Raw genomic sequence first — 17,433 nt, forward strand, 5'->3', positions numbered from 1 at the left:
ACAGGAGGCCCGGTGGCCTTTCCGTACCCTCTCCGCCCCCAGCCGGCCCGGCCGAGCATGGGGCTCTACGACCCCGCGCACGAGCACGACGCCTGCGGTGTGGCCTTCGTGGCCGACCTGCACGGGCGGCGCTCGCACGAGGTCGTCGCGAACGGTCTCGGGGCGCTCTGCCGGCTGGACCACCGGGGCGCCCGGGGCGCGGAGCACAACACCGGTGACGGCGCGGGCATCATGATCCAGGTGCCGGACGCGTTCCTGCGCGCGGTCGTCGAGTTCCCGCTGCCGCCCGCCGGCCAGTACGCCACCGGCCTGGTCTTCCTGCCCGACGACGACGCGGCCGAGGCGCGGGCCCGCCGGGTGGTGGAGAAGTACGCGCTGGTCGAGGGCGCCGACATCCTCGGCTGGCGGGACGTGCCGACCGACCCGTCCGGCCTGGGCGAGACCGCCCTCGCGGCGATGCCCCGGGTCCGGCAGCTCTTCCTGGCCGCGCACCGGCTCACCGACGGGCCCGCCGGCCCGGCCGGCTCCCCGCTGAGCGGGCTCGACCTGGACCGGGTGGCGTTTTGCCTGCGCAAGCAGGTCGAGCGGGAGACCGCCGAGCGGGGCGTGCCGGCGTACTTCCCGTCGCTGTCCGGTCGGACCATGGTGTGGAAGGGGATGCTCACCCCGGACCAGCTCCCGGCGTTCTACCCGGAGCTGACCGACGAGCGGGTGGTCAGCGCCATCGCGCTGGTGCACTCGCGGTTCTCCACCAACACGTTCCCGTCCTGGCCGCTGGCCCACCCGTACCGGTTCATCGCGCACAACGGCGAGATCAACACGATCCGCGGCAACCGGAACTGGATGCAGGCCCGGGAGGCGCTGTTGCGCAGCCCGCACCTGCCCGGCAACATCCGCCGGGTCTTCCCGGTCTGCACCCCGGCGGCCTCCGACTCGGCCAACTTCGACGAGGTCCTCGAACTGCTGCACCTGGCCGGGCGGAGCCTGCCGCACGCGGTGCTCATGATGATCCCGGAGGCCTGGGAGAACGACCCGGACATGCGCGCCGACAAGCGCGACTTCTACCGGTTCCACGCCAGCCTTATGGAGCCGTGGGACGGCCCGGCCTCCGTCGCGTTCACCGACGGCGAGATCGTCGGCGCGGTCCTGGACCGCAACGGGTTGCGGCCGGGCCGCTGGTGGCGCACCGCCGACGGCCTCGTGGTGCTGGGCAGCGAGGCGGGCGTGCTCGACCTCGACCCGGCCACCGTGGTCGCCAAGGGCCGGCTCCAGCCCGGCCGGATGTTCCTGGTCGACACGGTCAACGGCCGGATCGTGCAGGACGACGAGATCAAGACCGAGCTGGCCGCCGCCCGCCCGTACGGGGAGTGGCTGCACGCCGGCATCATCGAGCTGGACGACCTGCCCCCGCGCGAGCACATCGTCTACACCCACGACTCGGTACGCCGCCGGCAGCAGACCTTCGGCTACACCGAGGAGGAGCTGAAGATCCTGCTCGGCCCGATGGCCCGCAACGGCGCGGAGCCGCTCGGCTCGATGGGCACGGACACCCCGATCTCCCCGCTGTCCACCCGGCCGCGGCTGCTCTACGACTACTTCCACCAGCTCTTCGCCCAGGTCACCAACCCGCCGCTGGACGCCATCCGGGAGGAGCTGGTGACCAGCCTGGCGTCCACCATCGGCCCGGAGGGCAACCTGCTCGACCCGGGTCCGGCGAGCTGCCGGCAGATCGTGCTGCCGTACCCGGTGATCGACAACGACGAGCTGGCCAAGATCCTCTCCATCGACGAGGACGGCGACCTGCCCGGCTTCAAGGCGGTCCGGGTCTCCGGGCTCTACCGGATCCGCGACGGCGGCGCCGGCATCAAGGCCCGGCTCACCGAGATCTGCCGGCACGTCTCCGAGGCCATCGAGGACGGCGTACGCATCCTGGTGCTGTCTGACCGGGACTCCAACGCCGACCTGGCCCCGATCCCGTCGCTGCTGCTCACCGCCGCGGTGCACCAGCACCTCGTGCGGGAGCAGACCCGCACCCAGGTGGCGCTGATCGTCGAGTCGGGCGACTGCCGCGAGGTGCACCACGCGGCCGTGCTGATCGGCTACGGCGCGGCGGCGGTCAACCCGTACCTGGCCTTCGAGTCGGTCGAGGACATGATCTCCACGGGCGCGCTGGTCGGCATGGAGCCGGGCACGGCGATCCGCAACTACGTCAAGGCCCTCGGCAAGGGCGTCCTGAAGATCATGTCGAAGATGGGCATCTCGACGGTCTCGTCGTACTGCGGCGCGCAGGTCTTCGAGGCGGTCGGCCTGGACACCCGCCTCGTGCAGCGCTACTTCCGGGGCACCCCGAGCACGATCAGCGGCATCGGGCTCGCCGAGATCCACGCCGAGGTGGCCGCCCGGCACGCGCTGGCCTGGCCGCCCGCGGGCGCCCGGGCGAGCGACCGGCTGGACGTCGGCGGCGAGTACCAGTGGCGCCGCGAGGGTGAGCTGCACCTGTTCAACCCCGAGACGGTCTTCCTGCTCCAGCACGCCACCCGCAGCCGCCAGTACGACGTGTTCCGGCAGTACACCGCCAAGGTCGACGAGCTGGCCGCCCGGGCGGGCTCGCTGCGCGGGCTGTTCACGCTGCGCACCGGGGTGCGCCCGCCCGTGCCGCTGGACGAGGTGGAGCCGGCCAGCGAGATCGTCAAGCGGTTCGCCACCGGCGCCATGTCGTACGGGTCGATCTCGGCGGAGGCGCACGAGACCCTGGCCATCGCCATGAACCGCCTCGGCGGCAAGTCGAACACGGGCGAGGGCGGCGAGGACGTCGCGCGGCTGCACGACCCGGAGCGCCGTTCGGCGGTCAAGCAGATCGCCAGCGGCCGGTTCGGCGTCACGAGCGAATACCTCGTCAACGCCGACGACCTGCAGATCAAGATGGCCCAGGGCGCGAAGCCCGGCGAGGGTGGCCAGCTGCCCGGCAACAAGGTCTGGCCGTGGATCGCGCGGACCCGGCACGCCACCCCGGGCGTCGGCCTGATCTCCCCGCCGCCGCACCACGACATCTACTCCATCGAGGACCTGGCCCAGCTCGTCCACGACCTGAAGTGCGTCAACCCGGCCGCCCGGGTGCACGTGAAGCTGGTCAGCGAGGTCGGGGTGGGCACCGTGGCGGCCGGCGTGGCGAAGCTCAAGGCCGACGTCATCCTGATCTCCGGGCACGACGGCGGCACCGGCGCCTCCCCGCTCAACTCGCTCAAGCACGCCGGCACCCCCTGGGAGCTGGGCCTGGCCGAGGCGCAGCAGACGCTGCTGCTCAACAAGCTCCGCGACCGGGTCACCGTGCAGGTCGACGGCCAGCTCAAGACCGGCCGGGACGTGCTGGTCGCGGCGCTGCTGGGCGCCGAGGAGTTCGGCTTCGCCACCGCCCCGCTGATCGTCGAGGGCTGCGTGATGATGCGGGTCTGCCACCTCGACACCTGCCCGGTCGGCATCGCCACCCAGAACCCGGTGCTGCGCGAGCGCTTCACCGGCCGGCCCGAGTTCGTGGAGAACTTCTTCCTGTTCCTGGCCGAGGAGGTCCGGGGCTACCTGGCCGAGCTGGGCTTCCGCAGCATCGCCGAGGCGATCGGGCACACCGAGCTGCTCGACGTGGCCGGCGCGATCGACCACTGGAAGGGCCACGGGCTCGACCTCAGCCGGGTGCTGCACCTGCCCGAGCTGCCCGAGGGCGCGGCCCGGCGCGGCATCCGGGCCCAGGACCACGGCCTGGAGCTGGCGCTGGACAACGAGCTCATCGCCCTGGCCGAGCCGGCGCTGCGCGACGGCACCCCGGTCCGGGTCGAGGTGGCCGTGCGCAACGAGCATCGCAGCGTGGGCGCCATGCTCGGTGGCGAGGTGACCCGCCGCTTCGGCGGCACCGGGCTGCCCGACGACACCGTCGAGTTCCTGCTGCACGGCACCGCCGGCCAGTCGTTCGGCGCGTTCCTGCCGCGCGGGGTCACCCTGCGGCTGCACGGCGACGCCAACGACTACGTCGGCAAGGGACTCTCCGGCGGGCGGCTCGTCGTCCGCCCGGACGCCGCCGCGCCGTTCGCCGGCGCGGACGCCGACCCGGGCGCGCGCGCCGAGGACCAGATCATCGCCGGCAACACCATCCTGTACGGCGCCACCGGCGGTGAGGTCTTCCTGCGCGGCCGGGTGGGCGAGCGGTTCGCGGTGCGCAACTCCGGCGCGGTGGCCGTCGTCGAGGGCGTCGGCGACCACGGCTGCGAGTACATGACCGGCGGCACGGTGGTGGTGCTCGGGCCGACCGGGCGCAACTTCGCCGCCGGCATGTCCGGCGGCACGGCCTTCGTGCACCGGCTGGACCGGCGGCTGGTCAACGCCGAGCTGGTCGACCTGTCGCCGCTGGGCGTCGAGGAGCGGGAGCGGCTGCACGAGCTGGTCCAGCGGCACTTCGCCGAGACCGACTCGGCGGTCGCCGAGGAGCTGCTCAAGCGCTGGCCGGAGGCGGTGGAGGAGTTCACCGCCGTGGTGCCCCGGGACTACCGCCGGGTGCTGGAGATCATGCGGGCCGCCGAAGCCGCCGGCCACGACGTCGACGACGCGGTGATGAGCGCCCTCGCGCCATCCGCCGCGCCGGTGCCGCCCGCCCCGCGGGCGGTCGCCCAGGAGGTGGCTCGTGCCTGACCCGAACGGTTTCCTGCGCTACGACCGGCGGTTGCCCGCCCGCCGCCCGGTCCCGGTGCGGATCATGGACTGGCGGGAGGTCTACCCGCCTGCCGGCGAGGAGCTGATCCGGGAGCAGGCCACCCGCTGCATGGACTGCGGCATCCCGTTCTGCCACGACGGCTGCCCGCTCGGCAACCGGATCCCGGACTGGAACGACCTGGTCCGCACCGGCAACTGGGACGCCGCGGTGGAGTCGCTGCACGCCACCAACAACTTCCCCGAGTTCACCGGCCGGCTCTGCCCGGCGCCCTGCGAGGCGGCCTGCGTGCTCGGCCTGGGCGGCCAGCAGCCGGTCACCATCAAGCAGGTCGAGGTGGAGATCGCCGACGCCGCGGTGGCCCGGGGTGGGCTGCGCCCGCAGCCGGTGCCGGCCCCGACCGGGAAGTCGGTCGCCGTGGTCGGCTCCGGCCCCGCCGGGCTCGCCGCCGCGCAGCAGCTCGCCCGCGCCGGCCACGCCGTCACCGTGTACGAGCGGGACGACGCGCTCGGCGGCCTGCTCCGCTACGGCATCCCCGACTTCAAGCTGGAGAAGCGGCACATCGACCGGCGGCTGGCCCAGCTCGCCGCCGAGGGGGTGCGCTTCCGCACCGGGGTGGACGTCGGCGTCGACGTCACCGCCGAGCAGCTGCGCGCCGAGCACGACGCCGTGCTGCTCGCCTGCGGCGCGCTGCAGGGCCGGGACACCCCGGAGACGCCGGGGCGGGCGCTGCGCGGCGTACACCAGGCCATGTCGCACCTGGTGGCCGCGAACCGCGTCGTCGCGGCGGCGGGTGAGGGCGGCCCGGCCCTGGCCACGCTCCCGGACGGCACGCCGATCGACGCCGCCGGCAGGCACGTGGTGATCATCGGTGGTGGCGACACCGCCGCCGACTGCCTGGGCGTGGCCCACCGGCAGGGCGCGGCCGGCGTGCACCAGCTCGACCTCTACCCGGAGCCCCCGGCCGACCGGGACGCCGAGCGCGACCCGTGGCCCACCTGGCCGTGGGTGCTGCGCAGCTACCCGGCCCACGAGGAGGGCGGCGAGCGGGTCTTCGCCGTGGCGGTGCAGGAGTTCGTCGACGACGGCACCGGCCAGGTCCGGGCGGTCCGGATCGCCGAGGTGACCGTCGAGAAGGTGGACGGCCGGCGGATCGTCACGGCGCTGCCCGGCTCGGAGCGGGAGATCCCGGCCGACCTGGTGCTGCTCGCCATCGGGTTCGAGGGCACCGAGGAGCAGCCGCTGCTGGGCCAGCTCGGGGTGACCCGCAACGGCCGGGGCGCGGTCGACGCCCGCCCCGACTGGCAGACCGGCGCCGACGGCGTGTTCGTCGCCGGGGACATGCACCGGGGCGCCTCGCTCATCGTGTGGGCCATCGCCGAGGGTCGGGCCGCCGCCGCGGCCATCCACGCCCACCTGGGCGGGGCCGGCACCCTGCCCGCGCCGGTCGACCCGGCCCGGCAGCCGCTCGCCGCCCGCTGACCCGGCGCGTCACCGACACCCCGGTCCGGCCCGGATCGGGGTGTCGTGGCATCCGGGTCCGGTTCGTGCCCGGAGTGCCCGGGCCGCCCTACCCCGTTGGTGAACCCTCTCACCAACTGTCGTCGGGAGGTTTGACCGCGGCCAGACTTGTGCGCTGGCCGGACCCGCGGGGGTCCGGCTTCGTCGTGTCACCGTCTGGACGGGGAAACACTCATGGCCCTCGGCGCCACGTTCGCCGCGCTGCGCCACCGCAACTACCGGATCTGGGCCGCGGCCGGATTCGTGTCGGTCATCGGGACCTGGATGCAGGTCCTCGGCGTCAACTGGTACGTGCTGGCCGAGACCGGGTCGGCCACGTCGATGGGGTTCACCGTCCTGCTCCAGGCGTTGCCCACCCTGGTGCTGAGCGTCTGGGGTGGCGCGCTGGCCGACCGGCTGCCCGCCAAGCCGCTGCTGATCGGCGCCCAGGCCGCCCACGCGCTGCTCGCCGCCGGGCTGGCCGTGGTGGCCGTCACCGGCGCCGGCGGTCTCCCGGCGATCTTCGCGATCTCGCTGGCCACCGGCGCGGTGTCGGCGATCGAAGGGCCGGTGATGGGCCGCTGGGCCTCCACCCTGGTGGACCGGGAGAGCCTCGGCAACGCCCTGGCGCTCGGCTCGCTCACCAACTCCGCCGGGCGGATCCTCGGCATGAGCCTCGGCGCCGTCGTGGTCGCCGCGGTCGGCCCCGCGCTGCTCTTCGCCGCGAACTCGGTCAGCTTCGTCGCGGTCGTCGTGGCGCTGTTCGCCGTACGCGAGGGGGAGCGGCACGCCGGCGAGCCGGCGGCGGCCGACGCGGCCGCGGCCGACGGCGGCATCCGGGCCGGTTTCCGCTACCTGAGGCGCCAGCCGGTGGTGCTGGTCGCGCTCGCGCTCTCCGTCGTGCTCGGCAGCCTGGGCCGCAACTACCAGGTCACCATGGCCGCCATGAGCGACGGCCCGCTGCACGGCGGCGCGTCCGGCTACGGCCTCCTGTCCACCGTCTTCGCCGTCGGCACGGTGCTCGGCGCCCTGTTCGCGGCGCGCCGCGCCGACCTCGGCTACGCGGTGCTGATCGGGGCCGGCCTGCTCGCCAGCGGGCTGCAGATCGTCGCCGGGCTGGCCCCGGGCACGCTGAGCTTCGCCGCGGTGATCCTGCCGGTGGCCGCCGCGGCGGTGGTCATCGACACCACGGTCGGCGCCCGGGCCCAGCTCGACACCGACTACGCCATGCGCGGCCGGGTGCTGGCCGCCCTGGCCGTCACCGGCTCGGTCTCCGCGGCCGTGGGCGCCCCGCTGCTCGGCTGGCTCGCCGAGCACGCCGGCCCCCGGCAGACCCTGGTGCTGGCCGGCACGGTCACCGCGGTCGCCACCGCGGCCGCCGGGGTGACCCTGGACCGGCTGCGCGAGCGCCGGCTGGGGCACCGGCTCACCCGGGTGCTGGCCGCGCCCGCCGCCCGCCCGGTCCGCCGGGTCGCCGCCACCGCCGCCCGGGTCGTCCGCCCGGCCGGCGCGGGCCTGGGCGCCGTCCACGCCGCGGTGCTGCCCCGGCCGACGGTCCTGGCCGGCGCCTCCCCGGTGGTGCTTCCCGGCGCCCCGGCCGGCGCGCGTCCCGGCGCCGGCCGGCTCCGGTCCAGCCGGGCGGCCCGCGCGGCCCAGGACTGCGCGGCCTGCGCGCCCCACCGGGGCCGGCGCCGCTCCCGCTGGACCGATCTGCGGTCGCCGTACGCGCACCGCGACGGCTGCCCGGCCGCCTGACCCGGCACGGCGCACGGGACTGGTCGAGACCGGCGAACGCACGGGACATCCCCTGGTTCTGGACGCTGGTCGACCTCTCCTTCGCGGTCGGCGCGTTCCCGCCGCTCTGGTTCGCGTACCGGCACATCCGGGCCGTCGAGGCGGCGGCGCCGACCACGGTCACTCCCGTGCCGGCCTGACCGGCCGGGGCCCGCTCCTGGCCGCGTGGAGCGGGCCCCCGACCGGTGCCGGTCAGTGCTTGAGCAGCCGGTGGGCCTCCCGGATCTTCGTCCACGACTTCGGCTGCGCCGGGGCGAGCGCCGTGCGGGCCGTGGTGGCCACCTCGGGGCGCCCGGCGGTGAACAGCCAGGTCGTGAAGACCGCGTCGAGGTCCCGGCCGGAGATCCGCTCGGCGAGCGCCTGGAACTGGGCGATGGTGCCGTTGCCGTAGCGGTGCTCGGCGGTCCAGGCCGGCAGGATCCGGAAGAACGCCTCGTCGCCCACGGCCAGCCGGAGCTGGTGCAGGGCCATGGCGCCCCGGTCGTAGACCGCGTCGTCGAAGATGGCGCCGGCCCCGGGGTCACCGGGAAGGACCTGCCAGAACTCCGAGTCGGCCGGGTAGCTGGCGTAGGTGAAGTCGAACAGCTCCTGGGCGGTGCCCTCGCCCTGCTCCTCCGACCAGAGCCACTCGGCGTACGAGGCGAAGCCCTCGTTCAGCCAGATGTTGCGCCACTCGGCGACCGAGACCGAGTCGCCGAACCACTGGTGGGCGTTCTCGTGCACCACCACCGACGTGTTGGCGCCGCGCCGCCAGAAGCTGGGGCCGTAGACGGGGCGGCTCTGCGTCTCCAGGGCGAAGCCGATGCCGTCGATCGGGCCCGCCACGCCGCCCTGCGCCTCGAACGGGTACGGCCCGAACACGCCGCTCTCCCAGTCGACGATCTCGGCGGTGCGTTCGATGCTGGCCCGGGCGGCCGGCCCGAGATCGCCCAGCGTGGTGCTGTACGCGTTGGACACCGGCTGCCCGTTCGGCGCGGTGTCGGTGACGATGTCGTACTGCCCGATGGCGAGGAACGCCTGGTAGGTGGCGCCCGGTTTCACGCTGCGCCAGCTCCACCGGGTGCGGTTGCCGGCCTCGGGCAGCGGGGCGCGCGGCTGCACGCCGTTGCTGACCACCTCGAGGCCGGTGGGCACGGAGACGGAGATGTCCCAGGTGGCCTTGTCCTTCGGGTGGTCGTTGCTGGGGAACCACCACCAGGCCGACTCGGGCTCGTTGACGGCGAGGGCGCCGTCGGCGACCCGGGTCCAGCCCGTGTAGCCCTGGACCAGCGTCTCGGACGGGACGCCGGCGTATTTCACCACGACGGTGAGCTGCTGTCCCTTGAGGACCGGCCGGGGCGCGGTGACCACCAGCTCGTGCGCGCCCTGCCGGGTGAAGCCGGCCGACCAGCCGTTGACCCGGACCGACTCGACGCCGAGGACGAAGTCGAGGTTGAACCGGGACAGGTCCTGGGTGGCGGTGGCCAGGATCGTGGTGGTGCCGCTGAGCCGGTCGGTGGCCGGTTCGTAGCGCAGCCGGATGTCGTAGTGGCCGACGTCGTAGCCGCCGTTGCCGTAGTCGGGGAAGTAGCTGTCGCCCAGCCCGGGGCTGCCCGGGGTCGGGGCGGCCGCCGCGGGCTTCGGCCGGCCCCAGCCCGGTAGGGCGGCCTGGCCGGGGGCGCCGGTCACGATGGTGCCGGCGGTGGTGACGGTCAGGGCGGCGATGGCCGCCGTGAGAGCGCGTCGCACGAGGTGGACTCCCTCCATCGGGGTAGTACGCACCGCCCAACCTAATCGACGTCGATGAACCCGTCTCCCCCGGAAGGCCTCCCGGCGCTATTCAATTTATGCCGATGTTTCGATACCATTACCGACTAGTAACAAGCACCGACCCCCTGGCCACGCGCGCGGTCTACGGGCTCCACCACCCCTGTCCCGTGGAGGTCCTGTCATGTCCCGTCGCGTCCGCACCGCCCTGGCCGCACTCCTCGCGGCCGTCCTCGGCGCCGTGCTCGTCCCCGGCGTCGCCCGGGCGGCCACCGTCAACTACGTCGCCCTCGGTGACTCCTACTCCTCCGGCGTCGGGGCCGGCCCGTACGACCTGTCCACCTGCCTGCGCAGCCAGAAGTCGTACGCCCCGCTCTGGGCCGCCGCGCACGCGGTCACCAGCTTCAAGTTCCCGGCCTGCGGCGGGGCGGTCACCGCCGACGTCATCGGCAGCCAGGTGAACTCGCTGAGCACCGGCACCACCCTGGTCACCGTGACCATCGGCGGCAACGACGCCGGCTTCGCCGACGTCATCACGAGCTGCCGCTTCGGCAGCACGTCGAGCTGCGAGAACGCCGTCAACGACAGCCGGGCCTTCGCCACCACCACCCTGCCCGGCCGGCTCGACAACACCTACGCCGCCATCCGGAACCGGGCGCCCAACGCCCGGCTCGTGGTGCTCGGCTACCCGCGGCTGTTCGAGACCGGCTACTGCGGCCTGCTGGCCATGAGCACCTACAAGCGGACCATCCTCAACCAGGCCGCCGACCTGCTCGCCACGGTCATCGCCGACCGGGCCCGGGCGGCCGGGGCCACCTTCGTCGACGCCCGGCCGTTCTTCGCCGGCCACGGCGTCTGCGCCGCCGACCCGTGGATCAACGACGTGTCCGGGCTCATCGAGGCGTACCACCCGGACGCCGACGGCTACCGCCGCGGCTACCTGGCCGCACTGACCGCCGCGATCGGCTGATCCGACGCGACGGGCGGCCGGCGGTCCGGGATGGACCGCCGGCCGCCCGCCGGTGTGTGAGAGGTGTCCGGCCCGGTCAGCGCGCCGTCACCAGCTCGCCGGTCAGCTCCGGCTCGGTGCTCCGCGCCGACGGCTGGCCGCGCCGTCCCCGCACCGCCCGGCGACCGGAGGGGACCGCCAGGGCGGCCAGCGCGGCGGCCAGGGAGATGCCGGTCAGCAGCAGGAAGCCCATGGTGAACCCGGCCTCCCGGGGCAGCCCGGTCGCCTGCGGGTGGGCGGTGATCACGCTGCTGGCCACCGCGGCGCCGATGGCGCCGCCGATGGTGCGGATGTTGGCGTTCATGCCGGTGGCCACACCGGTCTGGCGGGCCGGCACGCTGGCCACGATCAGGTTGGCCATCGAGGCGAAGGCCAGCCCGATGCCGACCCCCACCAGGCCGCCGGCCACGCCGATCTCCCAGCGGGTGTCGTGCGCGACGGTCAGCATCGCGGCGGCGAGCACGTTGAACACGGCGCCCGTGGTCAGCTGCGCCTTGGCGCTGAACCGGGCCGCCAGCCGGCCGGCGACGAGGCCGGCCACGAACATGCCGACCAGCATCGGCAGCATGAGCAGCCCGGCCTGGGTGATGCTCGCGCCGAAGCCGTACCCGGCGCTGCTGGGGATCTGCACGAACTGCGGCAGGAAGGCGTAGACGGCGAACATCGAGGCGCCGTAGAGCAGGGCGACCAGGTTGGTCGTCCAGACCGCGGGCAGGCGCATCATCCGCATGTCGATGAGCGGGTTCGCCGCGCGGGTCTCGGCCACCAGCCAGCCGGCCAGGAGCACCCCGGCGAGCGCCAGCAGGCCGATCACCCGGCCGGACGTCCAGCCCCAGGCGGCGCCCTTGCTCACCGGCAGCAGCAGCGCGACGAGCCAGCCGGACAGGAGCAGGGTGCCCGGCCAGCTGATCCGGCCGGGGGTGCGCACCGGCGACTCGGGTACGAACCGGTGCGCCGCGACCGCGGTCAGGCCGACGACCACCATCGGGATCCAGAACAGCCAGCGGTAGCCCAGGGTGGCGACGATCGGTCCGGCCAGCACGACGCCGAGGCCGCCGCCGGCGGCGACGATCGCCGAGATCGCCGCGACGGCCGAGCTGACCCGGGCGGCCGGGAACTCGTCGCGGATGATCCCGAAGGAGAGCGGGAACACCGCGCCGCCGATGCCCTGGACGACCCGGGCGAGGATGAGCATGCCGATGTTCGGGGCGACGGCCGCCAGCAGGCAGCCCAGCGCGAGCGCGGCGAGCGAGACGACCAGGGTCCGCTCCTTGCCGACCATGTCGCCGACCCGGCCGAGGACCGGGGTGAAGATCGACGCGGACAGCAGGTAGGCGGTGAGCACCCAGGTCACGGTGTTCTGCGAGGTGTGCAGGTCGTGCTGGATGGTGGGCAGCACCGGGGTGATCAGCGACTGGAGCATCGCGAAGAAGCCGGCGCCGGCGGCGAGGACGAGGAAGGTCAACCGGCGCGAGTCGCGCCGGACGGTGTCGATCACGGAAATGGCTCCCGTTCGTGGGACGAGGGTGTTCCGGGCGGGCCGCTCGCGCGAATGGGCGACGGTGGCGGCCCAGGGGGTGTCTCAGCGGGTTGCGGGCATGGTGGGACCTCCCGGGTCCGATGTCTGGTTCGCCGACCGCGGCGGGTGGGATCGGCGGGGAAAGCCGGAGTAAGCTATCCGGAGGCAAGGCTCCGGTCAGTTCCGGAGGGGTGCCTCCACTAACGTAGCGGAGGGGTGCCTCCGTTTGCAAGGGGAGAGGGGTGACGCCCGTCATGGCCAGCGCGGACCAGCTGGGCGAGGTCTTCGCCCGGCGCCCGAAGCGGGCCGATGCCCGGCGCAACTACGAGGCGCTGATCGCCGCCGCCCAGGAGGTGTTCGGCGAGTACGGCGCCGGCGCGTCCCTGGAGGAGATCGCCCGGCGGGCCGGCGTGGGCATCGGCACGCTCTACCGGAACTTCCCGAAGCGGCGCGACCTGTTCGAGGCGGTCTACGTCGAGGAGGTGCGCGCGCTCAGCGCCTCCGCCGCCGACCTGGCGGACCGCCCCCCGTGGGAAGCCCTGGTCGCCTGGCTGCACCGGTTCGTCGCCTACGTCGGCACCAAGCGGGCCCTCGCCGAGGAGCTGGTGCACGACTCCGAGGTGTTCCGCAGCTGCCGCACCGAGATCTACGCCGCCGGCGAGCCGCTGCTGCGCCGCGCCCAGGAGGCCGGGGTGGCCCGGCCGGACGCCACCTTCGACGACGTGGTGCGGCTGGTCAGCGGCATCATGGCGTACCAGTTCTTCGAGCCGGCCCAGCGCGACCGCGTGCTGACCATCGCCCTGGACGGCCTGCGCCACCCCGCCACCTCCCGCTGAGGGTCCAAAAGGGACGGCAGGGGTATCCCCGCGTTGCGCCGGACGTCGACAATGGTGCGACACCCGCCGTCACCCGGAGGAGACCATGCGCGAACCGGCGACCCGGTCCCGGCCGGCCCGGGAGAAGCTCCCCGCGGGCGGCCTCGAACTGCTCTCCCTGCTGGCGCGACTGCTCCGGCGACCCCGCCGCGGCGACCGCCGGCTGCCCCTGCTTTGGCTGGTCCGCCCGGCGGAGGACGGCGTCGTGGGCGCCCTGCTGCGCCGCTTCGTCGGCCGGGGTGACCGGCGCCGCGTGCCGCACGCCGTGCTGGACCTGACCGCCCGGCCGGGGCCCGACGACGTCGCGGGAGTGCTGCGCGAGCTGCACCGGCAGCTCTCCGTGGAGGCGTTCGGTGCGGCCCGGCTGCGGTTCCGGCACTACCCCCTCGCCGACTGGCTGATGCACCAGACCCTGGCCGTCGACGTGGACGCCGCGGACGGCGGCCGGGCCGCGCTGGTCCACCGGCTGCGCGACTGGCGGGGCCGGCGGGCCGGCGACGACCCCCAGGTGGGCGGCGGGTCGGCCGTCGGCACCGCGCTGCAGGTGCTGCTCTGGCTGCTGCGCCGGGCGATGCCGAGCGTGCTCTTCCGGATCGCCGTCTCCGGCCGGGTGCCGGTGTTCGGGCGGCAGTACCGGTGGTTCATGCGCCAGCAGTACCTCGCGCCCCGGCAGTCCGTGACGTTCCTCGGCTTCGCCGAGCGGCTCACCGCCGGCTGGCGCGACGGCGAGCACCCGGCGCAGGTGCAGAAGCTGCTGTTGCACGCGTTCCTGGAGGACCTGCGGCAGGCGTACCGGAGGCGGTTCTGGCGGCCGGGTGACTGGCGGCGCACCGCGTACCCGGTCCTGCTGCTCGACGGGGTGAGCCCGGACAACGTCGGGCACACCCTGGTCCGGCTGCTCGACGAGGTGCGCAACGAGACCGGCCGCAACGACCCGTTGCTGGTGGTGGCGGTCGCCACCGGGCCGCCCCCGGAGCGGGCCGCCACCCGGCCCGTGGCCCAGGCCGAGGAGGCGTACGAGGAGTGGGCCGAGGCGCTGCCGGAGATCCGGCGGCTGCGCCGCGCGGGCGCCTGGCTCGTGGTGCTGCGGATCGACGGCGACGACGTCGGCGCCCCGGTGGGCGTTGCCCCGCCCGGGCTGGTCGCGCCGGAACCGCCCTGGTGGTCGCGGCGGTTCCTGCCGGCCGCGGTGGTCCTCGTGCTGCTGGCCGGGGTGGCCGTGTGGGCCACCGGGCGGTGGGCACCGGACTGCCGCCCGTGGCCGACCGACCGGGTGAGCGTGCGGCTGGTCGACGGCGAGTGCGTCGGCTACAGCGATACCTCCGGCCAGGTCTTCAACAGCGAGCCCGGGCAGGACCGCCTCCGCGCGGTGCAGCGGCGGATCTTCGCACAGAACCGGGCCGCCGAGGAGGTGTGGCGGCGCAGCGACCACCGCCGGCCCTACCTGACCCTGGTCTACCTGGGCAGCCTCACCGGCAACCGCACCCGCGCCGACGAGGAGTCGTACGTCTCCGAGCGCGAGGAGCTGGAGGGCATGGCGACCGCCCAGTACGCGCTGCTCAAGGAGTCGGCGGCGGCGGACGACGCGGCGCTGCTGCACATCGTGGTGGCCAACGCTGGCCGGCAGATGCGGCACGCCGGCGACGCGGTCCGGCTGCTGGAGGGGCTGGCCCGGGACGATCCCACCGTCCTCGGCGTGGTGGGGCTGGTGGACAGCCGCACCAGCACGGCGTCGGCCCTGCGGGAACTCAACCGGGTCGGCCTGCCGGTGCTCGCCCCCACCCTCTCGGCCGACCGGATGGACGCCAACTCGAGCCTCTACCTGGCCATGTCGGCGCCCAACCGGGAGCAGGCCCGGATGATCGAGACGTACGCCCGGCAGGTGCTGCGGGTGGGTGAGGCGCACGTCTACTGGACCACCGGCGAGGGCAGCTCGCTGGACCAGGATCTCTACGTGGCCACCCTGGTCGACGGGCTGCGGGAGCGGTTCGGCCCCCGGCTCACCCGGCTCGACGAGTGGCGCAGCGGGCGGCGGATGACCCAGGAGTGCGGCTACCGCGGGATGCTCTTCTTCGCCGGGCGCTGGTCGGAGTTCGACGGGTTCCTGCGGGCGCTCAAGGAGTGCGGCGCCGACCCGCCCCGCCACCTGGTCGCCGACGACTCGGTGAACCGCTACATGGCCAACCCGGGGCTGCGGGCGAGCGCCCCGGGCAACCTGCCGGTCACGTACGTGTCGAAGGCCGCCCTGGCGACCTGCACCGCGCTGCGGGCCGCGCAGGCCCGGCGCGACGACGCCCGGGGCAGCTTCCTCACCTGGATCGGCGCGGACGACCTGCTCGACCCGCCGCGCTGCCGCGACGGCGCCGACGCGCCCGTCGGCGAGCGGGTCAGCCTCGCCTACGACGCCTCGATGATGGTGGTGCGCGCCCTGGAGAGCCTCGCCGCGCGGCTGCGGCACGCCGACACCGGCCGGCGCTGGGACCCCCACGCGGTCAACCCGGTGGGGGTCCACGCCGAGGTGCTGCGGCAGAACGCCGCCGGCGGCTACCCGGGGGTGGGCGGCCTGGTCCGGTACGCCCCGGACTCCGGCGAGCCGGTCGCCAAGCGGCTGGCGCTGCTCACCGTCGCCCGGGTGCCCGACGTGGCCACCCCGCCGGTCGAGGTGTTCGCCTGCGGGGTGGCCGACGGCGGCCCCGACCCGGGCTGCCGCCCCGGCTGACGCCGCGACGGCCGGCGGCCCCCAGGCGCCGCCGGCCGTCGCCGTCGGATCAGGACGCGGCGAGATCCGCGTTGCTCGGCCGGCCCCACGGGCCGGTGATCGCGAAGACGTAGCCCGGGGACTGGATGTTCGCGAACAGGATCTTCCCGTCCGCGCTGAACGTCGGGCCGGTGAACTCGCTGTCGTTGAGCTCGTTGCGCGCCAGCGGGTACGCCTTGCCCTGCTCGGTCACCCCGACCAGGTGCGACACGCCCTCGCCGTCCTCGGCCAGGATCACCCCGCCGTACGGGGAGACGGTGATGTTGTCCGGCCCGTCGAAGTTGCCGTTGTCGGCCTCCGGGTCGGTGTTCACCCCGAAGATGGTCTTCAGCGTCACCGTCTCGGTGCGCGGGTCGTAGAACCAGACCTGGCCGTCGTGCTCGTTGACGCTGCCGTCGTCGTGCCGGGCGAAGCTGGCCACGAAGTACGCGCCGCCGTCGGCCCACCAGGCGCCCTCCAGCTTGCGGCTGCGGGTCACCTCGTCGTCGGTGAACTGCTTGCGCACCGAGACCGTCTTGGCGTCCCGGTCCGGCACGTCCACCCACTGCACCTTGTAGCGGGTGCCCGGCGTGGTGGCCTCCGACAGGTCCGCGACGTGCTGGCCGCCCCGGAAGCAGCTCATCGCCTGGAGGCGGCCGGCGGTGTCCCCGTCCGGGCGCTGGGCGAGCGCGCGCAGCGCGCCCTTGCCGGCCCGGAAGCCGGCCGGCGGGGTCCAGCGGAAGTAGAGGCCGTTGGGGCCACCCGCGTCCTCGGTCAGGTAGATGGCGTGGGTGTACGGGTCCACGGCCACGGCCTCGTGCGAGTAGCGGCCGAGGAACTTCAGCGCCACCGGGTTCTGGTTGGCAGCCCGGTCGTGCGGGTCCACCTCGAACACGTACCCGTGGTCCTTCAGGTACTGCCCGCCGGCCTTCTGCTCGGTCTCCTCGCAGGTCAGCCAGGTGCCCCACGGGGTGATGCCGCCGGCGCAGTTGTTGTGCGTGCCGGCCACGCTGACGTACTCGCGCAGCCGCCGGCCGCGCCCGTCCACCTCGATGGTGGTGGTGCCGCCACGCGCGCCCGGGTCGTAGGTCAGCCCGGCCAGCGCCGGCACCGGGAACGGCTCGCCGCCGCCGATCTCGTGGTTGTTCACCAGCACCGACCCGTTGGGGGAGCGGAAGCAGCCGGTGCCGTCCGCGTCGCTCGGGGTGGCCTGGCCGGACTCCAGCAGGGTCACGCCCGCCTGGGCCACGATGGTGTACGAGAAGCCCGGGGGCAGGGCCAGCAGGCCGGCCGGGTCCGGCACGAGGTCGCCGTAGCCGACCGCCGGGCGGCACGCGGCCCGGGCCGCCGCCGGACCGGCGATGGCGTCCAGGCTGCCGGCCACCACGATGCCGAGACCGGCGGCCGCGCCACCGTGCAGCACGGCCCGGCGGGAGATGGGGGAGGAGGTCACGTCGTCGCCTTCCTGTTCACAGCGTTGCTTCGGAACAGAGGCAAGTCGGGCCCCGGAAACGGCGTCCGGCGCCGACCGCCACCGGGGGATGAACAGTGGACCAA

Annotated in this window: 9 protein-coding genes; 6 read left to right on the plus strand and 3 right to left on the minus strand. The window is 74.4% G+C overall.

Features of this window, described 5'->3' with window-relative positions:
- The first annotated feature begins 12 nt into the window (after nt 1-12).
- The 3 genes from gltB (at nt 13) to RMN56_RS21230 (ending at nt 7,951) form a co-directional block, all read left to right on the plus strand.
- Nucleotides 13-4,677, plus strand: a complete 4,665-nt coding sequence (gene gltB / locus RMN56_RS21220) for a glutamate synthase large subunit (protein WP_376787213.1) — start codon at nt 13-15, stop codon at nt 4,675-4,677.
- Nucleotides 4,670-6,178 (plus strand): glutamate synthase subunit beta, encoded by a 1,509-nt coding sequence (locus RMN56_RS21225; RefSeq protein ID WP_313719263.1) that lies wholly within the window; start codon nt 4,670-4,672, stop codon nt 6,176-6,178. The genes gltB and RMN56_RS21225 overlap by 8 nt, the downstream gene beginning before the upstream one ends.
- A 213-nt stretch (nt 6,179-6,391) precedes the next feature.
- Complete coding sequence (locus RMN56_RS21230; RefSeq protein ID WP_313719265.1) at nt 6,392-7,951, plus strand: MFS transporter; 1,560 nt, start codon at nt 6,392-6,394, stop codon at nt 7,949-7,951.
- 231 nt (nt 7,952-8,182) lie between these two features.
- On the opposite strand, the gene RMN56_RS21235 is transcribed toward RMN56_RS21230, so the two are convergent.
- Complete coding sequence (locus RMN56_RS21235; RefSeq protein ID WP_313719267.1) at nt 8,183-9,718, minus strand: M1 family metallopeptidase; 1,536 nt, start codon at nt 9,716-9,718, stop codon at nt 8,183-8,185.
- A 202-nt stretch (nt 9,719-9,920) separates the two neighbouring features.
- Here RMN56_RS21235 and RMN56_RS21240 point away from each other — a divergent pair, with 202 nt between their 5' ends.
- Nucleotides 9,921-10,706: an SGNH/GDSL hydrolase family protein gene (locus RMN56_RS21240; RefSeq protein ID WP_313719269.1), complete on the plus strand. Its 786-nt coding sequence runs from the start codon at nt 9,921-9,923 to the stop codon at nt 10,704-10,706.
- A gap of 76 nt (nt 10,707-10,782) precedes the next feature.
- Here RMN56_RS21240 and RMN56_RS21245 read toward each other — a convergent pair whose 3' ends face one another.
- The gene (locus tag RMN56_RS21245) at nt 10,783-12,243 is read right to left on the minus strand and encodes an MFS transporter (protein ID WP_313719270.1); all 1,461 of its coding nucleotides are present in this window, start codon (nt 12,241-12,243) and stop codon (nt 10,783-10,785) included.
- A 263-nt stretch (nt 12,244-12,506) separates the two neighbouring features.
- Here RMN56_RS21245 and RMN56_RS21250 point away from each other — a divergent pair, with 263 nt between their 5' ends.
- Both RMN56_RS21250 and RMN56_RS21255 read left to right on the plus strand, forming a co-directional pair.
- A complete protein-coding gene (locus RMN56_RS21250; protein WP_313719271.1) occupies nt 12,507-13,100 on the plus strand; it encodes a TetR/AcrR family transcriptional regulator in 594 nt (197 codons plus the stop codon).
- A gap of 85 nt (nt 13,101-13,185) precedes the next feature.
- Nucleotides 13,186-15,858: a type 1 periplasmic-binding domain-containing protein gene (locus RMN56_RS21255; RefSeq protein ID WP_313719272.1), complete on the plus strand. Its 2,673-nt coding sequence runs from the start codon at nt 13,186-13,188 to the stop codon at nt 15,856-15,858.
- 49 nt (nt 15,859-15,907) lie between these two features.
- On the opposite strand, the gene RMN56_RS21260 is transcribed toward RMN56_RS21255, so the two are convergent.
- Complete coding sequence (locus tag RMN56_RS21260) at nt 15,908-17,329, minus strand: alkaline phosphatase PhoX (protein WP_313719273.1); 1,422 nt, start codon at nt 17,327-17,329, stop codon at nt 15,908-15,910.
- Nucleotides 17,330-17,433: the final 104 nt, after the last annotated feature.

The organism is Micromonospora halotolerans (genome assembly GCF_032108445.1).
Classification (GTDB): domain Bacteria; phylum Actinomycetota; class Actinomycetes; order Mycobacteriales; family Micromonosporaceae; genus Micromonospora; species Micromonospora halotolerans.